The organism is Erwinia sp. HR93 (assembly GCF_034555055.1).
Classification (GTDB): Bacteria; Pseudomonadota; Gammaproteobacteria; order Enterobacterales; family Enterobacteriaceae; genus Apirhabdus; species Apirhabdus apintestini.
In genome coordinates, this window is sequence record NZ_JAXUDP010000001.1 from 3,063,212 (window position 1) to 3,084,865 (window position 21,654).

General features: G+C 53.4%; 15 protein-coding genes and 1 pseudogene. 11 read left to right on the forward strand and 5 right to left on the reverse strand.

The window, feature by feature from the left end; translation table 11 throughout:
• Positions 1-114: 114 nt before the first annotated feature.
• Complete coding sequence (nifJ, locus tag SFA31_RS14350) at positions 115-3,645, reverse strand: pyruvate:ferredoxin (flavodoxin) oxidoreductase (RefSeq protein ID WP_322838593.1); 3,531 nt, start codon at positions 3,643-3,645, stop codon at positions 115-117.
• A 309-nt stretch (positions 3,646-3,954) separates the two neighbouring features.
• Between nifJ and SFA31_RS14355 the strand changes: the two genes are divergently transcribed.
• Complete coding sequence (locus tag SFA31_RS14355) at positions 3,955-4,224, forward strand: DUF333 domain-containing protein (RefSeq protein ID WP_322838594.1); 270 nt, start codon at positions 3,955-3,957, stop codon at positions 4,222-4,224.
• On the opposite strand, the gene hslJ is transcribed toward SFA31_RS14355, so the two are convergent.
• Positions 4,218-4,652 (reverse strand): heat shock protein HslJ, encoded by a 435-nt coding sequence (hslJ, locus tag SFA31_RS14360; RefSeq protein WP_322838595.1) that lies wholly within the window; start codon positions 4,650-4,652, stop codon positions 4,218-4,220. The two genes, SFA31_RS14355 and hslJ, sit on opposite strands and share 7 nt — an antisense overlap.
• Positions 4,653-4,891: 239 nt before the next feature.
• Positions 4,892-5,881 carry a 2-hydroxyacid dehydrogenase gene (locus SFA31_RS14365; RefSeq protein WP_322838596.1) on the reverse strand — a complete coding sequence of 330 codons (990 nt, stop codon included), beginning with the start codon at positions 5,879-5,881 and terminating at the stop codon, positions 4,892-4,894.
• Positions 5,882-6,203: 322 nt separating this feature from the next.
• Here SFA31_RS14365 and SFA31_RS14370 point away from each other — a divergent pair, with 322 nt between their 5' ends.
• The 5 genes and pseudogenes from SFA31_RS14370 to SFA31_RS14390 all read left to right on the forward strand — a co-directional run bounded on the left by SFA31_RS14370 (position 6,204) and on the right by SFA31_RS14390 (position 11,231).
• The gene (locus SFA31_RS14370) at positions 6,204-8,846 is read left to right on the forward strand and encodes a YdbH family protein (RefSeq protein WP_322838597.1); all 2,643 of its coding nucleotides are present in this window, start codon (positions 6,204-6,206) and stop codon (positions 8,844-8,846) included.
• On the forward strand, positions 8,843-9,034 hold the full coding sequence (locus SFA31_RS14375) for a YnbE family lipoprotein (protein WP_322838598.1): 192 nt from the start codon (positions 8,843-8,845) through the stop codon (positions 9,032-9,034). Before SFA31_RS14370 ends, SFA31_RS14375 begins: the two co-directional genes overlap by 4 nt.
• Positions 9,035-9,043: 9 nt before the next feature.
• Positions 9,044-9,373, forward strand: coding sequence for a YdbL family protein (locus tag SFA31_RS14380; protein WP_322838599.1), 330 nt, complete (start codon positions 9,044-9,046; stop codon positions 9,371-9,373).
• A gap of 553 nt (positions 9,374-9,926) precedes the next feature.
• A complete protein-coding gene (locus SFA31_RS14385; protein ID WP_322838600.1) occupies positions 9,927-10,376 on the forward strand; it encodes a hypothetical protein in 450 nt (149 codons plus the stop codon).
• A gap of 427 nt (positions 10,377-10,803) precedes the next feature.
• A pseudogene (locus SFA31_RS14390) lies at positions 10,804-11,231 on the forward strand (transposase).
• A 127-nt stretch (positions 11,232-11,358) separates the two neighbouring features.
• On the opposite strand, the gene SFA31_RS14395 reads toward SFA31_RS14390, so the two are convergent.
• Positions 11,359-11,964: an FMN-dependent NADH-azoreductase gene (locus tag SFA31_RS14395; protein ID WP_322838601.1), complete on the reverse strand. Its 606-nt coding sequence runs from the start codon at positions 11,962-11,964 to the stop codon at positions 11,359-11,361.
• A gap of 203 nt (positions 11,965-12,167) precedes the next feature.
• Between SFA31_RS14395 and hrpA the strand changes: the two genes are divergently transcribed.
• The 4 genes from hrpA (at position 12,168) to SFA31_RS19105 (ending at position 19,616) form a co-directional block, all read left to right on the forward strand.
• Positions 12,168-16,067 carry an ATP-dependent RNA helicase HrpA gene (gene hrpA, locus SFA31_RS14400; protein ID WP_322838602.1) on the forward strand — a complete coding sequence of 1,300 codons (3,900 nt, stop codon included), beginning with the start codon at positions 12,168-12,170 and terminating at the stop codon, positions 16,065-16,067.
• A 279-nt stretch (positions 16,068-16,346) separates the two neighbouring features.
• Complete coding sequence (locus SFA31_RS14405; RefSeq protein ID WP_322838603.1) at positions 16,347-17,150, forward strand: YdcF family protein; 804 nt, start codon at positions 16,347-16,349, stop codon at positions 17,148-17,150.
• Between the two features lie 211 nt (positions 17,151-17,361).
• The gene (aldA, locus tag SFA31_RS14410; protein ID WP_322838604.1) at positions 17,362-18,804 is read left to right on the forward strand and encodes an aldehyde dehydrogenase; all 1,443 of its coding nucleotides are present in this window, start codon (positions 17,362-17,364) and stop codon (positions 18,802-18,804) included.
• Between the two features lie 290 nt (positions 18,805-19,094).
• Positions 19,095-19,616: a TetR-like C-terminal domain-containing protein gene (locus SFA31_RS19105; protein WP_416208332.1), complete on the forward strand. Its 522-nt coding sequence runs from the start codon at positions 19,095-19,097 to the stop codon at positions 19,614-19,616.
• 86 nt (positions 19,617-19,702) lie between these two features.
• Here the strand turns inward: SFA31_RS19105 and SFA31_RS14415 are convergent, their stop codons facing one another.
• The gene (locus SFA31_RS14415) at positions 19,703-19,915 is read right to left on the reverse strand and encodes a hypothetical protein (protein ID WP_322838605.1); all 213 of its coding nucleotides are present in this window, start codon (positions 19,913-19,915) and stop codon (positions 19,703-19,705) included.
• 579 nt (positions 19,916-20,494) lie between these two features.
• On the opposite strand from SFA31_RS14415, the gene SFA31_RS14420 reads away from it, so the two are divergent.
• The gene (locus SFA31_RS14420; RefSeq protein WP_322838606.1) at positions 20,495-21,613 is read left to right on the forward strand and encodes an S-(hydroxymethyl)glutathione dehydrogenase/class III alcohol dehydrogenase; all 1,119 of its coding nucleotides are present in this window, start codon (positions 20,495-20,497) and stop codon (positions 21,611-21,613) included.
• Positions 21,614-21,654: the final 41 nt, after the last annotated feature.

Here is a 21,654-nt window from a genome sequence, read left to right on the forward strand (position 1 = left end):
GCGGCTTACGGGGGGTTTAATGGGGGGCGTGGTAATTCAAGGTGCAATGCCTTGACATCGCTCATAAAAAAAGCGCCCGTAAACGGGCGCCAGATATTAATCCAAACGTTATCCCTATTCGGCGGTTTTTTCTGTTTTCCCGGCCAGCATTGCAAGGAAATCATAACGTTTTTGCAGGTCTGCAGCGGCGTCTTTCCACAGCTGCTCCGCAATTTCCGGCTGCTGAACATTCAGGCGCCGGAAGCGCTGCTCATGCATCAGCGTCTCTTCCAGTGCGGCAGAAGGCGGGCGTGAGTCGAGCGACAGCGGCGGTTTTCCAGTTTCTGCCCGGCGCGGATCGTAGCGATATAGCGGCCAGAATCCGGTCGCGGTGAGCTGGCGCATCTGATCGTGACTTAGCGCCAAATCGTAACCGTGTTCCACGCAGGGGCTATAGGCGATAATGAGCGACGGCCCGGGCCATGCTTCGGCCTCCTGAATGGCCTTCACGGCCTGATTTAACTGGGCGCCGATTGAAATTTGCGCGACGTAAACATGGCCATACATCATGACATTCACGCCCAAATCTTTCCGCGCTTTACGCTTGCCTTCGCCGGCAAATTTCATCACGGCGCCGAGCGGCGTCGCCTTGGATGCCTGGCCGCCGGTATTGGCGTAACACTGCGTATCCAGCACCAGGACATTCACGTTTTCTGACAAACTCAGAACATGGTCAAGGCCGCCGTAGCCAATATCATAAGCCCAGCCGTCGCCGCCGATAAGCCAGATAGACTTATCTATCAGGGCATCAGCATCGCTGGCCAGCTCACGCGCCTGCGGTGAGTCAATGGTACTTAGCGCTTCACGCAGGCGGGCGATTTGGCTGCGCCGCGCTTCAACGGGAACGTCGGCGGTGCGCAGCGCCTCAACGATATCCGCTGGAAGCTCGCTCGCCGTAGCCTCAAGCAGGCGCTGTACGCGCGATTTGTGCAGATCGGTAGACAGACGGAAACCCAGCCCGAACTCCGCATTATCTTCAAACAGCGAATTCGCCCATGCCGGACCGCGCCCGTGTTTATCGGTTGTCCACGGCGTAGAGGGCAGGTTACCGCCGTAAATTGATGAACATCCCGTGGCGTTCGCGACCAGCATACGATCGCCCCACAACTGGGTCAGCAGTTTAATGTACGGCGTTTCTCCGCAGCCCGAGCAGGCGCCGGAATACTCAAATAGCGGCGTAATAAGCTGCGAGGTGCGGATATCAATACGCTCAAGCTTACTGCGGTCCATTTCCGGCAGATCGAGGAAGTAAGCATAATTAACTTTCTCTTCTTCAACGTGCTCCAGCCGGGACATCATATTAATTGCTTTAATACTCGGATCCTGCCGGTCTTTGGCCGGGCAAACCTCCACGCACAGGTTACAACCGGTACAGTCTTCCGGTGCGACCTGAAGCACGTATTTCTGGCCGCGCATATCCCGGGATTTAACATCCAGTGATTGTAACGATGCGGGTGTGTTTTCCATCGCTTCAGGTTCGACGACTTTGGCGCGAATGGCGGCGTGAGGGCAGGCGGCGACGCAGTGATTACACTGGGTACAAATATCCGGTTTCCAGATGGGGATTTCTTCAGCGATATTGCGTTTTTCCCAGCGCGTGGTGCCCGTCGGCCAGGTGCCATCAGGCGGCAGAGCGGAAACCGGCAGCGCATCGCCGAGCCCGGCGAGCATCGCTGCGGTCACCGTTTTAACAAAGTCCGGAGCCGCATCTGCGACCACCGGCGGCATATGATGACTGTCGGCACAAACTTCACCAAGCGCTATTTGGCTTAATGATTCGCGCGCCAGCGCCAGCGCCTGCCAGTTACGCTCAACCAGCTCCTGGCCTTTGCTGCTGTAACTCCGCGCTGCAGCGCCCTGAAGTTCCTGCAGGGCGCTGTCACCGGGCATTATCCCGGTAAGGTGGAAAAACGCCATCTGCATTACGGTATTAATACGGGCGCCTAGCTGGCATTCACGGGCAATGCGCGTTGCATTAATGACCCAGAATTGCGCCTTTCTTGCCCGCAGTTCTGCCTGCATTTCCTGGGGTAGACGCGCCCATACTTCGTCAGGCTCATACGGGGAGTTAAGCAGGAAAATTCCGCCCGGGCGCAGGTGCTCCACCATCTGATATTTATCAATAAATTGAAGCTGGTGGCAGGCGACGAAATCGGCCTGATGGACCAGATAAGCGGAACGAATAGGATGTTCGCTGACGCGTAAATGCGACACCGTCAGTCCGCCTGCCTTTTTGGAATCGTAAACAAAGTAGCCCTGCGCGTACCAGGGGGTAGCATTGCCGATAATTTTAATATTGTTTTTGGTGGCAGAGACGGTGCCATCGCTACCCAGCCCGTAAAAAAGCGCTTCCAGTTTTGCGCCGGAGTGCAGGGTGTTCTCTGGCAGGGGCAGGGATAAATTCGTCACGTCGTCATAAATCCCAACCGTAAAGCGTGGTTTGGGGCTTTCAGCGCGTAATTCGTTGAATACCGCAAGGGCACATTCTGGACCGAATTCTTTAGACGACAGACCATAGCGGCCGCCGATTACGCGCGGCATAATTTCCCGTTCCCCGCACGAAAACGCTTCAGCCAGCGCGGTCATCACATCCAGATAAAGCGGCTCAGCAAGCGCGCCAGGTTCTTTAGTTCTATCCAGAACGGCGATACTGCGCGCGCTTTGCGGTAATTCTGCCAGCAGGCGCCGGGCGGAGAATGGCCGAAATAGCCGCACTTTTAGCACGCCCACTTTTTCACCCTGAGCAAGCAGGTGTTCCACGACTTCCTCACAGGTGCCGATGGCCGAACCCATTAATACCATGACGCGTTCAGCCTGCGGGTGGCCATAATATTCAAATGGGCGATACTGGCGACCGGTCGCTGCGGCAAAGTCGTCCATTGCCTGTTCAACGTAATTTTCAACCGCGTTATACCAGGGGTTGGTTGCTTCACGAGACTGGAAATAGGTATCCGGGTTGGCTGATGTGCCGCGAATAGTTGGATGTTCCGGGTTTAATGCCCGGGCGCGGTGCGCGTCGATAGCCGTTTGCGGCATTAATTCACGCAGGGTATCGTCTGACAGCGGCATGATTTTATTAATTTCATGCGAAGTGCGAAAACCGTCAAAGAAATGAATAAAAGGGACCCGGCTGTTTAGCGATGCCATTTGCGAAATTAACGCAAAATCCTGGGCTTCCTGAACGCTGCTGGCGCACAGCATGGCACATCCGGTTTGACGAACGGCCATTACGTCAGAATGGTCGCCGAAAATCGAGAGCGCGTGCGTTGCAACGGTACGCGCCGCGACGTGCAGGACAAAAGGCATCAGTTGCCCCGCCAGCTTATAGAGCGTCGGGATCATTAACAATAATCCCTGAGATGACGTAAACGTCGTCGAAAGCGAACCGGTCTGCAGCGCGCCGTGCACCGTGGCAATGGCGCCGCCCTCAGACTGCATTTCAACCACCTGAGGCGTATCACCCCAGATATTTTTTACGCCATTGCCAGACCAGGCATCGGCCTGTTCTGCCATAGTAGAACTGGGCGTAATGGGATAAATGGCGATAATTTCGCTAGTGCGAAACGCCACTGAGGCAACGGCGGCGTTGCCGTCAAGTGTAATCATAAAGCGGCCCTTGCATTGCTCAGAAAACGGCGCCAGTGGAACTGACGCAGAGAAACACCTTTGCTAGTAGTTTAACAGTCCTATAGGAAAGGCATGTTCACTTTTGTGTCCTGCCGAAGCGTAAAAGCGCGTGATAGAAATAAAGATGCGTCATCGTGTGACGGTGTCACTAGAAGCGTTCTAAAATCAGATATTGGCATAAAAAGTGTTTCAGAACATGAATAGCCAGGGTAAAAGGTCGACGCTCCCCATAAGGCTAGCCTATGATTCAGTCGATTTTATGCACAATGACTTTGGGGAGATAACGCAATGCGAGCAGGGATTCTTTTTATTGGTGCGCTGGCCTGTTTATTAAGCGCCTGTAGCAGTGAACCACCGCAGCAGGCAACGGCGGCGCACGTTACGCCCGGGATGCGCGCGGCTATGTCCGACAGAGGCCAAGCCAACTGCGCCATGATAGGCGGCCAACTTTCGGTAGCACGCCAGCTTGACGGCGCCGCGGTGGGAATGTGCGCGTTGCCGAACGGAAAGCGCTGCAGCGAGCGTGCGCTGGCGTCCGGCAACTGCGGCGTTTATTGAACCAGGTCTGCTAACTTGTACACAAGCGTGGTGTCGCCCTGAGTCAGAGTGAGCTGATTCTGCGCAATGCTGACATTGGCTCCGGCAGACAGCATTTTATTGATTGTGCCATCCAGTTCGTTAAGCGTCGGGTCAACGCACATCATCCGAGTCATTGCCATGCCGTCCACTTTTAGGGTATTGCCAGTGAGTTTTCCCTGGCCCATAAAGCGGTTACACATAGCCCCGGAGACGTGCAGATTCTCGCCAAAATTTAATTCCGGCTGGCGACCCGGTTTGCCGTCTTGCTTAAGCGCCTGGCCGTTCACGCTTTCCAGCACATAGCGATGATGCTGAAGTTTCGCGGCGTCCACATCGCCGGTGCTATGAGTATTGGCGCAACCGGTAACGGTCGCGGCGGCAAACAATAATGCGGTAATTTTTTTCATTTTTTCTCCAAAGAGCCTGAAAACTATGCGCGGCCGCGCTGCCTGCGGTGTAGCAGGCGATTACGTGCGGCGCTCATAATAATTATACGGGGTGCCGGTGTGAAATTTAATACTTCAGTGAAATGGCGGAATGCGCCACACCGTCACACAGGCTAAATTTTATTGCTGACTGTGCCGCGTCAGTGTGTCAGCGGCACCGGGCCAGGTCTTTGAGTTAAATCTGAAAATTGCAAAGGCGTTTAGACCAGGGTATTGGGGCATTCTTTCCCTGCGGCGAGCTGGCGTAAATTATTCAGTGTAGTTTGAGCAATTGCAGTCAATGCTTCGGCGGTTAAAAAGGCCTGGTGACCGGTAAATAACACATTATGACAGGCTGAAAGTCTGCGAAAGACATCGTCCTGAATGACATCGTTGGATTTATCCTCAAAAAAAAGATCGCGCTCGTTTTCATAAACATCCATCCCAAGGGCGCCAATTTTTTGCGATTTGAGCGCATCGATGGCGGCCTGAGAGTCAATAAGCGCGCCGCGGCTGGTATTAATCACCATCACGCCGTCTTTCATTTGCGCAAAGGCCGCAGCATCGAGCAGGTGATAATTCTGCTCCGTCAATGGGCAATGCAGCGTAATAATATCGGACCGGGCATATAGCGTGGCAAGGTCGACGTACTCTACGCCAAGCGCCAGAGCGGCGTCGGCAGGCCACGGATCGAAGGCTAAAAGCCGTAATCCGAAACCTTTTAAAATACGCAAAGCAGCAAGACCTATTTTTCCGGTTCCGATAACGCCTGCTGTTTTCCCATGCATGGTAAATCCTGTTAAGCCTTCCAGCGAAAAATTTGCATCGCGGGTACGCTGCCAGGCGCGATGAATCCGCCGATTCAGGCACATCATCATACCGATGGCGTGTTCTGCGACGGCTTCGGGCGAATATGCCGGTACGCGAACTACGCGCAGCCCCAGCGCTTTTGCCGCATCGAGATCGACATTGTTAAACCCGGCGCAGCGCAGGGCGATATACTTCACGCCAATACGCTTTAGTTCTTCCAGCACCGGGCGGCTGCCGTCATCGTTGACAAACAGGCAAACGGCCTCACATTCGTGCGCAGTCCTGGCGGTTTTTACGCTAAGCAGAAAGTCAAAAAACTCAATATCAAAGTCGTATTCTTTATTAACCTGCGCTAAATATTTCTTGTCATATTGCTTAGTGCTGTATACCGCAAGTTTCATGATTCTTCTCCCGTCATCCGGACCAATTTTGTATATGGCATGAGCACGACAGCATATTGTGCGTGGCCTGTTGTATTAGTGTAGACAAAGGGTTGCGGCAGGGATGGCTTCACGAGTTATGGCAAATGTGTAAGAATATTGAATAGGTTACGTGATACTACTGAGAACAGAGTTAGCGATAACGCTCCTGCTAATAGGTTCAGGCAAACCAGGATGGCGGTGAAAATTCTTCCGTCAGCGCCGCGTTTTGATACGCCGGCTGGCTGGAGTGCCTGCGATAACAACGCCTGCAAAGCAGGCTCCAGTCAAACGATACGGACCCATGAAGGGTAAATACAAAGCTGCGATTGCGCTCCTGCTGCTGCTGATATTATTACCGCTTACTTTGCTGTTAACGGTTGCCCACTGGTTACCGACGCTGGCAGGATTATGGCTGCCACAGGGAACGCGTATCGCGATAAGCAGCGGCCCGCGCGTTCACCATCGCACGCTGATTTTGCCCGAATTACGCTATTTGACCGGCGACTGCGTGCTGGCCGAGGTAAAACAGGCGCGTCTGAGCCACCCCAGCCGCTGGCGACTGCACGTAGAAGCCCTGACGCTGGATTCAACCTGTTTTAGCCAGCTTCCGGCATCTGACTCTGCAGGCTCTGCCCGTAGTCTGGTCGACTGGCAGCGAATGTTGCCCCGGTCATGGGTAACAGTAGATACGCTGACGGTGAAGCCCTGGGGAGATTATCGCGGTGCTCTGGCGCTGGATCTCACACCATGGCAACAGCGCATTGATTTCCAGGGCGAGCATGTCGCTCTGGGCGCGCGTATCACCGGGCGTCAACTCACCGTTGATCGCCTGCAGGCTCAAATCATCAAAGATATGGCGCCGGTGTCATTGACGGGCAATATCACGCTGCCGCTTATGCCCGGCGGCCTGCCCGATAGCGGCCGGGTTACAGCGCATTTCCAGTTACCGCCGCTGCCTGCAGGGCCTCAGGGCGCGGATGTGGAAGTTAACTGGCGAGACAATCGGGGCCAGTTTTTAGTGTTTGCACCCGAAATCAGCGATCCTTTACTCGATCTTCCCTGGGAGGCGACGCCGGCGGCGCTAAAATTTAGCGATGGCCGCTGGAACTGGCCCTATGCGGGATTTCCTTTAAGCGGGCGCCTTAGGATAACTATCGACGACTGGCGCCGCGGTTTTGAACGGGCGCGGATAACGGGCCGTCTTAACGTGCTAACGACCGGGCGCGCCGGAAAAGGCAACGCAGTATTGTCCTTCGGCCCTGGGCAATTAAGTATGGCGCAAAGCGCGATGCCGCTGCGGCTTACCGGCGAAGCGAAACAGGGCCAGATGATCTTTTACGGGTCGCTGCCTGCCACCCTAAGCGGCCCGCTTAACGATCCGCAGCTGCAATTTGAACCGGGCGCGCTGTTACGGTCGCGCGGCAGATTAATTGATGCTTTAAACATTGATGAAATTCGCTGGCCTCTTGCCGGTGTCCGATTAACCCAGCGCGGCGTGGATGGTCGCCTGCAGGCTATCCTGCGAGCGCATGAAAACGCGCTCGGTAATTTCACGCTGCACCTGGATGGGAAGGCCCACCAGTTTTTACCCGATAGCGGACTTTGGCAGTGGCGCTATTGGGGAGACGGACGCTTTACGCCAATGCAGGCGCGTTGGGATGTTAAGGGCCACGGCGAGTGGCGCGACAATGCCATTAAACTACTGTCGCTATCGACAGGCTTCGATAGTCTGACCTACGGCGCTATGACGATGAATCAACCGCGTCTGGCGCTGACTGAGCCTGTCATCTGGCAGCGAGACAGCGCCGCGCCTTTACTTAAAGGCGCCTTCATTCTTAACGCGCAGAACACGATATTTGGTGAAGGCAGCACGCTGCCGCCGTCGCAAATGCATTTTTCAGTTCAGGGCCGGGATCCGACATGGTTTCTGTTCAAAGGCGATCTACAGGCACAAAGTATTGGGCCGATACGCCTGCAAGGGCGTTGGGATGGAGAGCGGCTGCGCGGGGAGGCCTGGTGGCCGCGTCAGCCGCTGACGGTATTTCAGCCGCTGCTGCCTACGGACTGGAAGCTGGCGCTGAAGGACGGTGAGTTTTACGCTCAGATAGCGTTTTCTGCGGCGCAGAGCCAGGGCTTTGAAGCCGGCGGCCACGGAGTGGTGAAAAACGGCAGCGCCTGGCTGCCGGACAACCAAATTAACGGCGTAGATTTTATTCTGCCGTTTCGCTATCGGGAAGGCATCTGGAACCTGGGAACCCGCGGCCCGGTGCGGCTACATATCGCCGAGGTTCAAAGCCAGGTGGTGGCGAAAAATGTCCAGGCCTCGCTTCAGGGCAGCTATCCGTGGCGCGAAAACGCGCCGCTGTGGCTGAGCGATGTCAGCGTTGATGCGCTGGACGGAAGGCTTGAGTTGCGCCAGCTTCGCATGCCGCAGCACGATGCAGCGTTACTCAGGGTTGAAAATATCTCCTCCAGCGAACTTATTAGCGCTATCAATCCCAAACAGTTTACTCTCTCTGGGCGCATTAACGGCGCGCTACCGCTCTGGTTGAACCATCCAAAATGGATAATTAAAGATGGCTGGCTGAATAATCCAGGGCCCTTAACATTGAGGCTGGATAAAGATACGGTGGATGCTATTGTGCGCGATAATATGGCCGCCGGGTCAGCCATCAACTGGCTACGATATATGGAAATTTCGCACTCATGGACGCATATTACGCTGGATAATTTAGGGCTATTGACCCTGCGGGCAACCCTTACCGGCGTGAGCCGCGTTGGTGAGAAAGAAGCCACCGTTAAATTAAATTACCAGCACGGTGAAAATGTGTTTACGCTCTGGCGCAGCCTGCGCTTCGGCGACAATCTCCAGTCCTGGCTGGAACAAAACATGTCGGTGCCCACGACGCACTGCCAGAGGTATATCTGTAAGGAGTCACCATGAAACAGCGGTGCATGATCGGGACTGTTGTCGCGCTTATGGGGATGGCGGGGTGCACGCCGCGTATTGAGGTTGCGGCACCGAAAGAGCCAATTACTATCAATATGAACGTGAAAATAGAGCATGAAATTCACGTGAAAGTGGATAAAGACGTTGAAAAACTGCTGCACGATCGCAGCGATCTCTTTTAAAGGTGAATGATGAAAAAGGGTCGTTCTTTACTCTTTAGCGCCGTATTTTTTAGTTTATTTAGCACGCCCCTGTATGCGCTGACGCTGGATGAGGCCCGAACTCAGGGGCGGGTAGGCGAAACGCTCAGCGGCTATATAGCGCCAGTAAAACAAGACGCGGAAAGCCTGGCGTTAGTGCAGAAAATTAACCAGGCACGAACCGCCAGTTATCACCAACTGGCGATGGAAAATCATCTGAAGCCGGATGACGTCGCGCGGCTTGCCGGGCAGAAGCTGGTGGCCCGCGCCAAAGCGGGAGAATATGTGCGCGGTATTAACGGTCAGTGGTTGCGTAAATAATCTCAGCCATGAAACCCGGCGTCAGTAAAGCTATAAGAGCGCGGGCGTATAGCGTTATCAAACGCTACGCGTGTCTGAGCAGTCCCTGCCGATCGGGTGCCTGAAAGGCTGTTCCATATCTATCGCATTAACCCGCGTTATGCAAAACGGGCGTAAACGATCCCGGTTAAATTAGCCGTGTGTGGGCAGGGTTTCGCCTTTAAAGAACGGCTTTTAATGAACAGAATTGAAATTGCCAATTAACTCAAATAGCCGAAAATTAAATGTAATGGGATTGAGCCTATTTGTATTTCTGAACATCACTTTTATAAATTATTTAAAACAATTATTGGATAACCTCCCACTTTCTATGCCGCAGAGACAGGGGGATATCTCTTGCTGAATAGAGAAATTGCCCAGCACTCCAATATTTCTTTAAATAACTTTACTGAAAATTCGTTCATAACCAGAAAATGGCGTGGTTTTTTCAGAAAAATGGCGGTGGTTTAAATCTGGTGTGATGAATATCGCGTCGGTATGATGCTTGAAAGCGATTTATTAAAGGATGAAGCATATGGATATGTTAGAAAAGAAACCGTCTAATTACTTTTATGCTGGTTTTTCTCATCTGAGCTCCTCCGAATTATTCAATCTAATATTTATTGAGCAGTTTGCAAAACATACAGAAATAGATATTTATGACGCTGCTGGCATCCTGGCGGGTTATCCGAATGCAAAAAGGGCAGAGAGTGAGAATGCGCAAGCGCATACGCAATGCTCAAACTCTATTCCCCGCCATTTTCTGCTTAGCCGACGGCTAGCATTGGGTATACGCGTAATGGTGCCTGAAGGTGTGCGGCCTGAAAAAGGAAATCTGGTGTTGGTGAATAGAATTATAGCGATTATTGATCACTATATAGATTTTATTGACTGGAACGGCCCTCTGGTCATGGCAACGGCTATCGTTGATGAAACGTTATATCGCTATAATCAACTGGCGCTAGCCCAGCATCGCATTAAATAACACAGTATTAAAATAAGCGGGTATTCAGAAAAAATGCATTGAGAATTTTCCCTGTTGGCCGCATTAATAAAAATCACGTTTAGTCGCAGGGGAGCGTGATTCGATAGCGTTAAGCATAATTCAGACGGTGCTCATAGGGACTAATGAGTTTTTAATCACCGATTGGCATTAAAGTAGCGCTGCACGGTGAGATAGCGTTAGCGGAGATGACTATTTATTACACAGCGAAAACGCTAATTAATATGAATATAATTCCTTCTCTGTATTATCAATAAAGGAAACCAAACGTTTCCCTTATTGATTCTCAATCTTAAATCACCTCTTGGGGAAGCGACGACGGTTCATGTGGGGCTATGCCCGGAGAACGCTCTGCTAAATACTGCCGCGGTTTGTTACCGGCAAATCAAGGGGACAATAGCATGAGCAGATATGGATCATCTTGCCACGCTGCCGGTCCTATCTCGTATGGACACCAAAATACGGATACAAAATCCTCAAAGGCAGCCCCGGTAAAGAGCTTTACCGCAGCATTTAGATCTACAGCAATATGAAAAGTGCACAGTCTTTGAGCTAAATGTGCAGATAGGTCATAGTCAGAGCGCCGCCGGGTTTAGGTGCCTTGGAACTCGCGGGATTTATGAAAGTGCGAACGGCTATCGGACGGTTTGCGAGGCTTCCTTATCTCAGAATGCGCAAGCGTTGGGGCAATCAATTCCGGCAAAGAGGGTATGTTGTAAACTCAGCGGCAGCATGCGAAGAATTACTCCGCAGATATATGCGCTACCAGACAGGGTAGCCAAAGAAGCAAGGCAAATGCAGCCGGGACTGGAAGGGGGGTATGTAAGCCCCTTTTAGGTGGGCTGTATTAAAGCCACCTAAAAGGCAGATGGCTTTTACTATTCGGCCAGCAGACGCCGCAAATCAGTGGGAGAGAGGGAGCTTATTCCCGGAGCATTCCCTGCTCCTTAGTAAAAAGGGAATCTCATCCGGCGATAATTGCGTTAAGCGCGGTTTTAGCGTCATGCTGTGCCTTACCCGCGATTTCCGGCCCCATAGCCACGCCCTCGGCGAACACAAAATTCACATCAGTAATGCCGATAAAACCCAGGAACAGCTTCACATAAGGAGTGAGCATATCTGAAGGACTATCCTTGTGAAGCCCGCCGCGGCTTGAAATAACCAGAGCCCGTTTGCCCGTTATCAGCCCTTCAGGCCCATTTTCGGTATAGCGGAACGTCACGCCAGCGCGCGCTATCATGTCAAAATAATTTTTAAGCTGCGTTGGGATCGTGAAGTTATACATCGGCGCGTTAAGCACAATAACATCATGGGCTTTCAGCTCTGCGATAAGCGCATCGGAAAGTGCCAGCGCCTCCCGCTGGCGCGGGCTGAGTGGCGCATCGCTCGGGCGCATAGCACCCACCAGTTCGCCATCCAGCACCGGAATAGGCTCAGCGGCAAGATCGCGCACGGTAATCGTGTCGTTTGGGTGAGCTTCGCGCCACTGTTCAATAAAATAGTCAGAAAGCTGGCTGGACTGCGAATAGCCGGCCAGGATACTGGATTTCAAAACTAAAACTTTACTCATTGCGATTCCTTATTCGGTTGTCTCGAATGGTGTTCCATTGCATGAGCAACAGAGTATTCATTATCGTGCCGCAGAGATAGCGCAATATATCGAAATCTATATTCGAATTTATTGAACAAAGCGCGCCAGCGGCCACTATGATAAACTGCACGTCATTTCATTCTATTCTTAACGTCCGGCAGCGCGGCTGCCCTGAAAGCCACATGGAAAAGCAAGAAAACCCTTTCGACAGCCTGACGACGCGCCTGGATTCACTTATGCTGCGCGATAAAGTTCGTTTTTCGCGCCGCCTGCACGGTGCCAAAAAGGTGAAAAATACTGAATCCCGGCGCGCGTTGTACGAGGCGCTGGCGGGGGAGATCGAGGTAGCGGCTGCAAAAGTAGAGCGGCGTATTGCCGCCAGCCCGACCATTGTCTACCCGGAAAACCTGCCGGTCAGTCAGAAAAAACAGCACATTCTGCAGGCTATACGCGATAACCAGGTAACCATTGTCGCCGGCGAAACCGGCTCAGGTAAAACAACGCAGCTTCCCAAAATTTGTATGGAGCTGGGGCGGGGCGTAAAAGGCCTGATTGGCCATACGCAGCCGCGACGGCTGGCTGCACGCACGGTAGCCAGCCGAATAGCCGAAGAACTCGGCAGCGAGATTGGCGATTGTGTAGGATATAAAGTGCGTTTTACCGATAGCGTGGGTGATAACACGCGGGTAAAACTAATGACCGATGGCATTCTGCTGGCGGAAATCCAGCAGGACAGGCTGCTTATGCAGTATGACACGATAATCATTGATGAAGCGCATGAGCGCAGTCTGAATATCGACTTTCTGCTTGGCTATCTGAAAGAGCTTCTGCCGCGGCGCCCCGACCTCAAGGTTATTATTACATCGGCTACCATCGATCCCCAGCGTTTCTCTCGCCACTTTAACCATGCGCCGGTGATAGAAGTTTCCGGGCGAACTTATCCGGTGGAAGTTCGCTGGCGTCCCATTGTTGAGGATGCGGATGACGTTGAACGCGACCAATTACAGGCGATTTTCGATGCGGTTGACGAGCTTGGACGCGAGGGACCCGGCGATATACTGATCTTTATGAGCGGCGAGCGGGAAATTCGCGATACCGCCGAAGGATTAACCAAACTGAATTTGCGCCATACGGAAATTCTACCGCTTTATGCCCGCCTTTCGAATAGCGAGCAGAATCGCGTGTTTCAGCCGCACGGCGGGCGGCGTATTGTGCTGGCAACCAACGTTGCGGAAACCTCTTTAACGGTGCCTGGCATTAAATATGTGATTGATCCCGGCACGGCGCGCATTAGCCGTTACAGCTTCCGCACCAAAGTGCAGCGCTTGCCGATTGAGCCCATATCGCAGGCCTCAGCGAATCAGCGCAAAGGGCGCTGTGGTCGCGTGAGCGAAGGGATCTGCATTCGTTTATATTCGGAGGCTGACTTTTTATCGCGCCCGGAATTTACCGATCCGGAAATTCTGCGCACTAACCTGGCGTCGGTCATTTTGCAGATGACGGCGCTCGGGCTCGGCGATATTGAAGCTTTTCCCTTTGTTGAAGCGCCAGACAAACGCAATATTCAGGACGGCGTGCGCCTGCTGGAAGAGCTTGGTGCGCTGCACACCGACGAGCGGGGCGCGGGCTATCAATTAACGGATCTTGGGCGAAATCTGTCGCGGCTGCCCGTAGACCCGCGTCTGGCGCGAATGGTTTTGGAAGCGCAAAAGTACGGCTGCGTGCGTGAAACCATGATAATCGCCGCCGCGCTTTCAATTCAGGACCCGCGCGAACGCCCGCAGGAAAAGCGCCAGGCGGCGGATGAAAAACATCGGCGTTTTCAGGACGCTGGTTCCGATTTTCTGGCGTGGGTTAACCTTTGGAATTACCTGCAGGAGCAGCAAAAGGCGCTATCTGGTAACCAGTTTCGGCGTCAGTGTCGCGTTGATTACCTGAATTATTTGCGCGTGCGCGAGTGGCAGGATATTTATACGCAACTGCGGCAGGTGATTAAAGAATTAGGCGTTCCGGTCAACGGCGAAGCGGCGGATTTCCGGGCGGTGCACTGTGCGCTATTAAGCGGGCTGCTGTCGCACATTGGTATGAAAGACGCCGAAAAACAGGAATACAGCGGCGCGCGCGGCGCGCGTTTTGCCATATTCCCCGGCTCTGGATTATTCAAAAAAACGCCTAAATGGACCATGGTTGCCGAACTGGTGGAAACCACTCGCCTGTGGGGGCGCGTGGCGGCGCGTATCGAACCCGAATGGATAGAACCGCTGGCCCGACATCTCATTAAACGCTCATACAGCGAGCCTCACTGGGAGCGTGCGCAGGGCGCCGTGATGGCGAGTGAAAAAGTCACGCTGTATGGACTGCCGATTGTGGCCGCGCGTAAGGTTAACTACGGCCGTATCGATCCGACGCTTTGCCGCGAATTATTTATCCGGCACGCGCTGGTAGAGGGTGACTGGCAGACTCGCCACGCGTTTTTCAAAGAAAACCAGAAATTACGCACGGAAATAGAGGACCTGGAGCACCGCTCGCGTCGGCGCGATATTTTGGTGGACGACGACGCTTTATTTGATTTTTACGATAGACGTATTGCCCATGATGTTGTCTCGGCGCGCCATTTTGATAACTGGTGGAAAACCGTGTCGCGTGAGACCCCGGATCTGCTCAATTTTGAGAAAAGCATGCTTATCAAAGAAGGGGCAGGCCAGGTCAGCCGACTGGATTATCCTAACTTCTGGCAGCAGGGAAATCTGAAACTGCGCCTGAGCTACCAATTTGAACCTGGCGCGGACGCCGACGGCGTGACTCTGCACATTCCGCTTCCGCTGCTCAATCAGGTAGATGATGCAGGCTTCGAATGGCAGGTGCCGGGAATGCGCCGGGAATTAATTATTGCGCTAATAAAATCGCTACCGAAGCCGCTGCGGCGCAATTTTGTGCCGGCACCGAACTACGCCGAAGCGTTCTTAGGGCGCACAGAACCGCTGGCACAGCCGCTGCTGGACAGCCTGGAGCGCGAGCTGCGCCGGATGACCGGGGTTAGCGTTGAGCGCGATGCCTGGCAGTGGGATTTGGTTCCCGATCATCTGAAAATGACATTTCGAGTGACGGATGAGCGCCATCGCCCGCTGCGTGAAGGAAAGGATCTTTCGGCGCTGCGGGCGGCGCTGAAAAATAAGGTTCAGGAAACGCTCTCATCGGTTGCGGATGACGGCATTGAGCAGAGCGGGCTGCATATTTGGAGTTTCGGCACGCTGCCGCAAAACTACGAGCAAAAGCGCGGTGGATACAACGTGAAAGCCTGGCCCGCGCTGGTGGATGAAAAAGAAAGCGTGGGGATTAAGCTTTTCGATAACCCGCACGAACAGCAGCAGGCCATGTGGCGCGGTTTGCGCCGGCTACTGCTGCTTAATATTCCGTCGCCGATTAAGTATTTACATGAAAAGTTGCCCAATAAAGCGAAGCTGGGCCTTTATTTCAATCCCTACGGTAAAGTTCTCGACCTGATTGATGACTGCATCGCCTGCGGCGTTGATAAGCTGGTTGCCGAGGCGGGGGGCGTGGTTTACCAGGAGGAGGCGTTCGCTCGCCTGCATGAACACGTGCGTGCGAATTTAAACGATACCGTTGTGGAGATAGCGCGGCAGGTAGAGCGGATTCTTAGCGCAGTGTTTAGCATTAATAAACGTCTCAAAGGGCGCGTTGATATGAGCATGGCGCTGGGTTTATCGGATGTTAAAGCGCAAATGGCCGGGCTGGTATACCGGGGATTTGTTACCGGCAATGGCTGGCAGCGCCTCGGTGATACGCTGCGCTATTTGCAGGCGATTGAGAAACGCCTGGAAAAAATGGCGATCGACCCGCATCGCGATCGCGCGCAGTTGCTGAAGGTGGAGCAGGTGCAGCAGGCCTGGCGGCAGTGGTTAAATAAACTGCCCATTAAACGGCGCGAAGATGAAGATGTGCAGGCTATTCGCTGGATGATAGAAGAGCTGCGCGTGAGTTATTTTGCTCAGCAATTGGGTACTCCTTATCCTATCTCTGATAAGCGAATACTGCAGGCGATGGAGCAGGTGGCAGAGTAGCACAGGGGCAAACCACCTGCGGCGCGCGGCGCGCTAAATGTTAGGAGTATTGCCAATATACACTCGCATATTAGTGAAGTGGCCTGCAGGGCGTGATTGAAGGAAGCGTTTTGGCATCCGCGCATATCAGGGCATCGCTCTGGTGATGCCGGTAGCCAGCCCAGCGCGAAGCGCATCTATGGGTTCGTCGAGCGACTGTAGGTTTTAGGACTTCATCCCGCATCTGGGGCCTGGGGCAGGCGGTTAATATCAATCAGTTTTTTTGTGGAGAATGCAAACATGACGATTCCTTTTCCGCCGCTAGCGCCGCGGACGCTGGATGCCGTGAATTGCCTTGGACGCTGGCTGGCGCAGAATGATCTCGGCGACAATCCCCAAATTTCTACCCAGGGAGATGTGATTATTCTTGCAGGCAATGCGGTTATCCCCACCATTGAAGCGGCCTGCCGTCTGGCTGCTGAGAACGCGCGCCCGCTGATTATTAGTGGCGGCATTGGCCACTCTACGCCCTTTTTATACCGCGCCGTTGCGCTGCATCCCCGCTACAGCGCGCTGCCCACCACCGGGCGCAGTGAAGCAGAGATTATCGCGGATATTGCGCATCAGCGCTGGCAGATCCCAGAACAGGATATTTACATCGAATCACACTCAACCAACTGTGGAGAAAATGCCGCTTTTACCCGCACGTTATGTCAGCAGCAAGGCATTTTCCCGCGCAGCGCGGTTATTATGCAGGACCCGACTATGCAGCGCCGGACGGTAGCGACGTTCGCGCGCGTATGGCGGGGAGATAACAAAACGCCGCGCTGGCTAAGTTACCCCGGAATTGTGCCGGAGCTTTATAACACCGAACGCAGCGTACATTTTACTCATGGCGATGCCGGGCAATGGGCGGTAGACCGCTATCTGTCGCTGGTGCTGGGGGAGATCCCGCGCCTGCGCGATGATGCCAGCGGCTACGGGCCGTCAGGGCGCGATTTTATTGAACATGTAGAGATTCCCGAAGCTATTGAACAGGCGTGGATAACCGTTCGAGACGATCCCCAGGTAATGTCGCGGTTACAGGAGAGAAGCGTAAAGTAAGATTTTTTGACCGTTCAGGTTTTAAATACCCCAAACGGTCATCTTTAGGGCGCATCGGCGCCCGTTATTTTCCTGAGAACCCCCATTTTTCCCAGCTACCTCACAGTTTTTTGCTGCCGACTTTGGCGTTGAAGACTCGCCTTTTATTGTTTTAACAATATATTTACCTTCTATTGAAGAGTCACTCACATAACGCTGGAGGAGAAGCCGCATGGGCGAGCTGGTCTATCAACCGATGTATATCAATGGTGCCTTTCAACACTGGCAGGGAGACGCCTGGCTGGATGTGGTTAATCCGGCGACTGAGGTGCTGATTGCGCGCGTGCCGGATGCGGGGGAGCAGGAAGTACAGCGCGCGGTTGCGGCGGCGCAGCGGGCGCAGCCCGGCTGGGAAGCGCTGCCCGCTATCGAGCGCGCAGGATGGCTGCGCAAAATCGCTTCGGGTATTCGTCAGCGTGCGGCGGATATCGCCGCCATTATCGTTGCTGAAGGAGGTAAAACCCAGGCGCTCGCAGAGGTGGAAGTCGCATTTACCGCCGACTATATCGACTATATGGCCGAATGGGCGCGGCGCTACGAAGGCGAAATAGTGCAAAGCGATCGCCCCGGAGAGCAAATTCTGGTATTCAAACGCGCGCTGGGCGTGGTAGCCGGTATTTTGCCGTGGAATTTCCCTTTTTTCCTCATTGCCCGAAAAATGGCTCCGGCGTTGATTACCGGAAATACCGTGGTTATCAAACCCAGCGAACTGACGCCGGGAAATGCGGTGGCGTTTAGCGAAATCGTGCATGAAGTAGGGCTACCGGCGGGGGTGTTTAATCTGGTTTTTGGTCGGGGGGAAACCGTGGGCCATGCGTTGGCGTCGCATCCGGATATCGCGCTAATTAGTATGACCGGCAGCGTGGGGTCAGGTGCAAAAATTATGGCAGCGGCGGCGCAGAACATCACAAATGTCAGTCTGGAACTGGGCGGAAAAGCGCCGGCTATTGTGATGGCCGATGCTGACCTTGATTTAGCGGTGAGGGCGATTGTCGATTCTCGCGTAATCAATAGCGACCAGGTGTGCAACTGTGCGGAGCGCGTGTATGTGCAGCGCGAGGCGTATCCAGAATTTGTTGAGCGCCTGCGGGAAGCCCTGACGCAGCTGGAATACGGCGACCCGGCCCGGGGCGGTGATATTGCAATGGGGCCTTTGATAAGCGCCGAGGCGCGCGATCGGGTGCGGGAAAAAGTGGCGCGCGCGGTGGAAGAGGGAGCGACGCTGGCTTTAGGCGGTGAAGCGCCAAAAGGGCGCGGATATTTCTGGCCGCCAACGCTCCTGCTGGATGTTACTCAGTCGATGGCCATTATGCATGAAGAAGTCTTTGGGCCTGTGCTGCCGGTGGCGGTATTCGATACGCTGGAAGACGCGATAGCGATGGCAAATGACAGCGAATATGGTCTGACCTCAGCGATTTATACCCGGGATCTGAATGTCGCGCTGCGGGCCATAAGCGGGCTGAAGTTTGGTGAAACCTATGTTAATCGTGAAAATTTCGAGGCGATGCAGGGATTTCACGCAGGATGGCGTAAATCCGGGATCGGTGGAGCAGACGGTAAGCACGGCCTGCACGAGTTTATTCAAACTCAGGTGGTTTATTTACAGCAGCATTAATCGCTGAATCGAAAGCGGTCATAGTCGTCGTGGCAGAGGGCTGTGAGATAGGTTTGCCGCAGGTGGGCGTGTAAAATCCCCGGCGCGGCGAAAAAAGCGCCTGGACTAAGGCTCGCACCGCGTTCCGGCTTCTGATAGCAGGCATTGACGCTGAATACTGACGACAGGAATATGGCGTTGTTCCGTACCCTTTTAGTGCTTTTATTATTTCCCGGCGCCACGGCGCCGGTTTTTTTTATGTATCTCCAGCCTACAAAAAGCGATAGCGATCGACTAACTGCAGCTGCCCGATGTCCGGCAACCTACAAACCGACCCGTGTATCGATAAGGACGTCTCTGCCTTTCTCATGAAGTTACGGGCAATATTCCGCCATCCGTTAGTTCGGCGGATCCTGCCAGATAGGCATTCCGAGCGCACCAGGAACGGCGAGCTTGCAAATATTCTTACTGAGCTTGCTGACCGTCGCCGCAAAATAGGCGTCGCGATATTTGAACGTGCCATTGCACGGGGGGAATTATCTGCGGGTTTGGATATTGAAAATGCACTGAGGCTACCCGCTATGCTTTATTGGGAGATTGTGGTGCTGGGAAATCCGTTAGCCGTAAAAAAATGGAGCAGCGGGGCGAAAATATTACTCTTCTTCTCAAACACGGCAGGTGAACCGTGCCAGAGGCTATTTCCGGTAGAGCGATTACTGAGCCCGCCTTTCCTTTTCGCATCCGGCACGGCGTTTAAAAGAGCCTGCGTGGTATTTACGGTTCAGCTCCGGATTCAGGTGTGTTGCGAAATGGAATCCCAAAATGTGAAATAACAAAAACTTTTGCCTGGTGCGCACGGCGGAGAGCGGTGATTTCGCTGATTAACGTCGCGCAGAGATAAAGAATTCGCGCGGGGGAATTAATAAGAAAGCGCGTCTATTCCCTGCTGTTGCAGTACGCTCTTTACATAGCCGCTGGCGCTATAGAAAGCGATGAATGCCATCAATAATGCCACCAGCAGGCAGGTGAATTGCCCCTCTTTTTCTTTCAAATAGAGATAGATGGCACACAAAAAACTTAGCATAAATAAAACGCTCGCGCCGATAGCGACAACGCTATAAATAAGTGGCATCTGCCTGCTTTCCTTCCTGCCAACGCGCCATTCGTTCTGCAGCGTGTGGATACATAATCACGCGCGCCAGACCAGTGAGTTTCTTAAGCGCCATTTAAATTAGAGAGTGAGAAAGAAAGATATTACCCGGTGAGTTATTTAGAAGAAAGACACAAAAAAAAGCGGGAGACGGCTAGGAAACGTCTCCCGAAATGAACTGGGTACATAAGATCCAACAATTGTAGCAATATTATTATCGGCTTTTGGGAGAAAGGCTTGAGGGATATTTGAGAAAAAGATTAAAAAAGTGGGGAGGCGAATGGAGCGTCGCTCCCCACAAAGGCACATGAGGTATTACTGCAGAAGGAAGATCCTTCTGTAAGTGATATCGGCACCGGTACACCATAATTAATAAGTCATGCTAATAATTGTTATCCGTGTCATAAAAATAAGCATATCAATGGGTATTGTTAAATTCTGTCGCTTGTTATTGGCGATGAACGTAAACAGGTTGACGGCGACCGCCGGCTGGTCAAGCATACGCCTATCGCGTCGGACATTTCCCGACCTCACTGCAGATATGGTAAAAGCGGAGACAGTATGAAATCACGTGCGGCTGTAGCATTTGGGCCAGGAAAACCTCTGGAGATAGTGGAAATCGACGTGGCGCCGCCGCAAAAAGGTGAGGTGCTGGTTAAAATCACGCACACTGGCGTTTGCCATACCGACGCCTTTACGCTATCGGGCGACGATCCTGAAGGCGTGTTTCCCGCGGTATTGGGTCATGAAGGTGGCGGTATCGTGGTGGACGTCGGTGAGGGAGTCACCAGTGTAAAACCCGGTGACCGGGTTATCCCGCTTTATACCGCCGAATGCGGAAAATGTAAGTTTTGCCTCTCCGGGAAAACTAACCTGTGTCAGGCGGTGCGTGAAACCCAGGGCAAAGGGTTAATGCCAGATGGCACCACGCGGTTCTCTTATAACGGGCAGCCGATATATCACTATATGGGCACCAGCACCTTCAGTGAATATACGGTGGTAGCGGAAGTCTCGCTGGCAAAAGTGGATGGAGCCGCTCCGCTGGATAAAGTCTGTCTGTTGGGCTGTGGTGTCACAACCGGTATCGGGGCCGTACACAATACGGCAAAAGTTCAGCCAGGCGATACGGTGGCAGTGTTCGGTTTGGGGGGGATCGGGTTGGCGGTTATTCAGGGGGCCGTCCAGGCCCGCGCCGGGCGGATCATCGCGATTGATACCAATCCTGAGAAGTTTGCGCTGGCGCGTGAAATGGGTGCTACCGACTGCGTGAACCCGAAAGACTCCGAGAAGCCGGTGCAGGAGGTGATTGTCGACATGACCGACGGCGGCGTCGATTTCAGTTTTGAATGTATCGGAAATGTTGATGTAATGCGCGCCGCGCTGGAGTGTTGCCACAAAGGCTGGGGCGAAAGTGTGATCATTGGCGTGGCCGGGGCAGGCCAGGAAATTCGCACTCGTCCTTTTCAGTTGGTTACCGGCCGGGTCTGGCGCGGTTCAGCGTTTGGCGGGGTAAAAGGGCGCACGCAGCTTCCGGGGATGGTGCGCGATGCCATGAGCGGGAGAATTCGCCTCGATCCCTTTATTACGCATCGCCTGCCGCTGACGCGGATTAACGAAGCGTTTGAATTAATGCATCAAGGTAAATCCATCCGTACCGTGATTCATTTCGCTGAGGAATAATGTACGTATGGCGGTCGCTTAGTTTTCTTTCCGTGTAAAAA

Bases quoted from the DNA above. Each gene is read 5' to 3' on its own strand.
- nifJ (WP_322838593.1), bottom strand. From the start codon at position 3,645: ATGATTACACTTGACGGCAACGCCGCCGTTGCCTCAGTGGCGTTTCGC.
- SFA31_RS14355 (WP_322838594.1), top strand. From the start codon at position 3,955: ATGCGAGCAGGGATTCTTTTTATTGGTGCGCTGGCCTGTTTATTAAGC.
- hslJ (WP_322838595.1), bottom strand. From the start codon at position 4,652: ATGAAAAAAATTACCGCATTATTGTTTGCCGCCGCGACCGTTACCGGT.
- SFA31_RS14365 (WP_322838596.1), bottom strand. From the start codon at position 5,881: ATGAAACTTGCGGTATACAGCACTAAGCAATATGACAAGAAATATTTA.
- SFA31_RS14370 (WP_322838597.1), top strand. From the start codon at position 6,204: ATGAAGGGTAAATACAAAGCTGCGATTGCGCTCCTGCTGCTGCTGATA.
- SFA31_RS14375 (WP_322838598.1), top strand. From the start codon at position 8,843: ATGAAACAGCGGTGCATGATCGGGACTGTTGTCGCGCTTATGGGGATG.
- SFA31_RS14380 (WP_322838599.1), top strand. From the start codon at position 9,044: ATGAAAAAGGGTCGTTCTTTACTCTTTAGCGCCGTATTTTTTAGTTTA.
- SFA31_RS14385 (WP_322838600.1), top strand. From the start codon at position 9,927: ATGGATATGTTAGAAAAGAAACCGTCTAATTACTTTTATGCTGGTTTT.
- SFA31_RS14395 (WP_322838601.1), bottom strand. From the start codon at position 11,964: ATGAGTAAAGTTTTAGTTTTGAAATCCAGTATCCTGGCCGGCTATTCG.
- hrpA (WP_322838602.1), top strand. From the start codon at position 12,168: ATGGAAAAGCAAGAAAACCCTTTCGACAGCCTGACGACGCGCCTGGAT.
- SFA31_RS14405 (WP_322838603.1), top strand. From the start codon at position 16,347: ATGACGATTCCTTTTCCGCCGCTAGCGCCGCGGACGCTGGATGCCGTG.
- aldA (WP_322838604.1), top strand. From the start codon at position 17,362: ATGGGCGAGCTGGTCTATCAACCGATGTATATCAATGGTGCCTTTCAA.
- SFA31_RS19105 (WP_416208332.1), top strand. From the start codon at position 19,095: ATGTCCGGCAACCTACAAACCGACCCGTGTATCGATAAGGACGTCTCT.
- SFA31_RS14415 (WP_322838605.1), bottom strand. From the start codon at position 19,915: ATGCCACTTATTTATAGCGTTGTCGCTATCGGCGCGAGCGTTTTATTT.
- SFA31_RS14420 (WP_322838606.1), top strand. From the start codon at position 20,495: ATGAAATCACGTGCGGCTGTAGCATTTGGGCCAGGAAAACCTCTGGAG.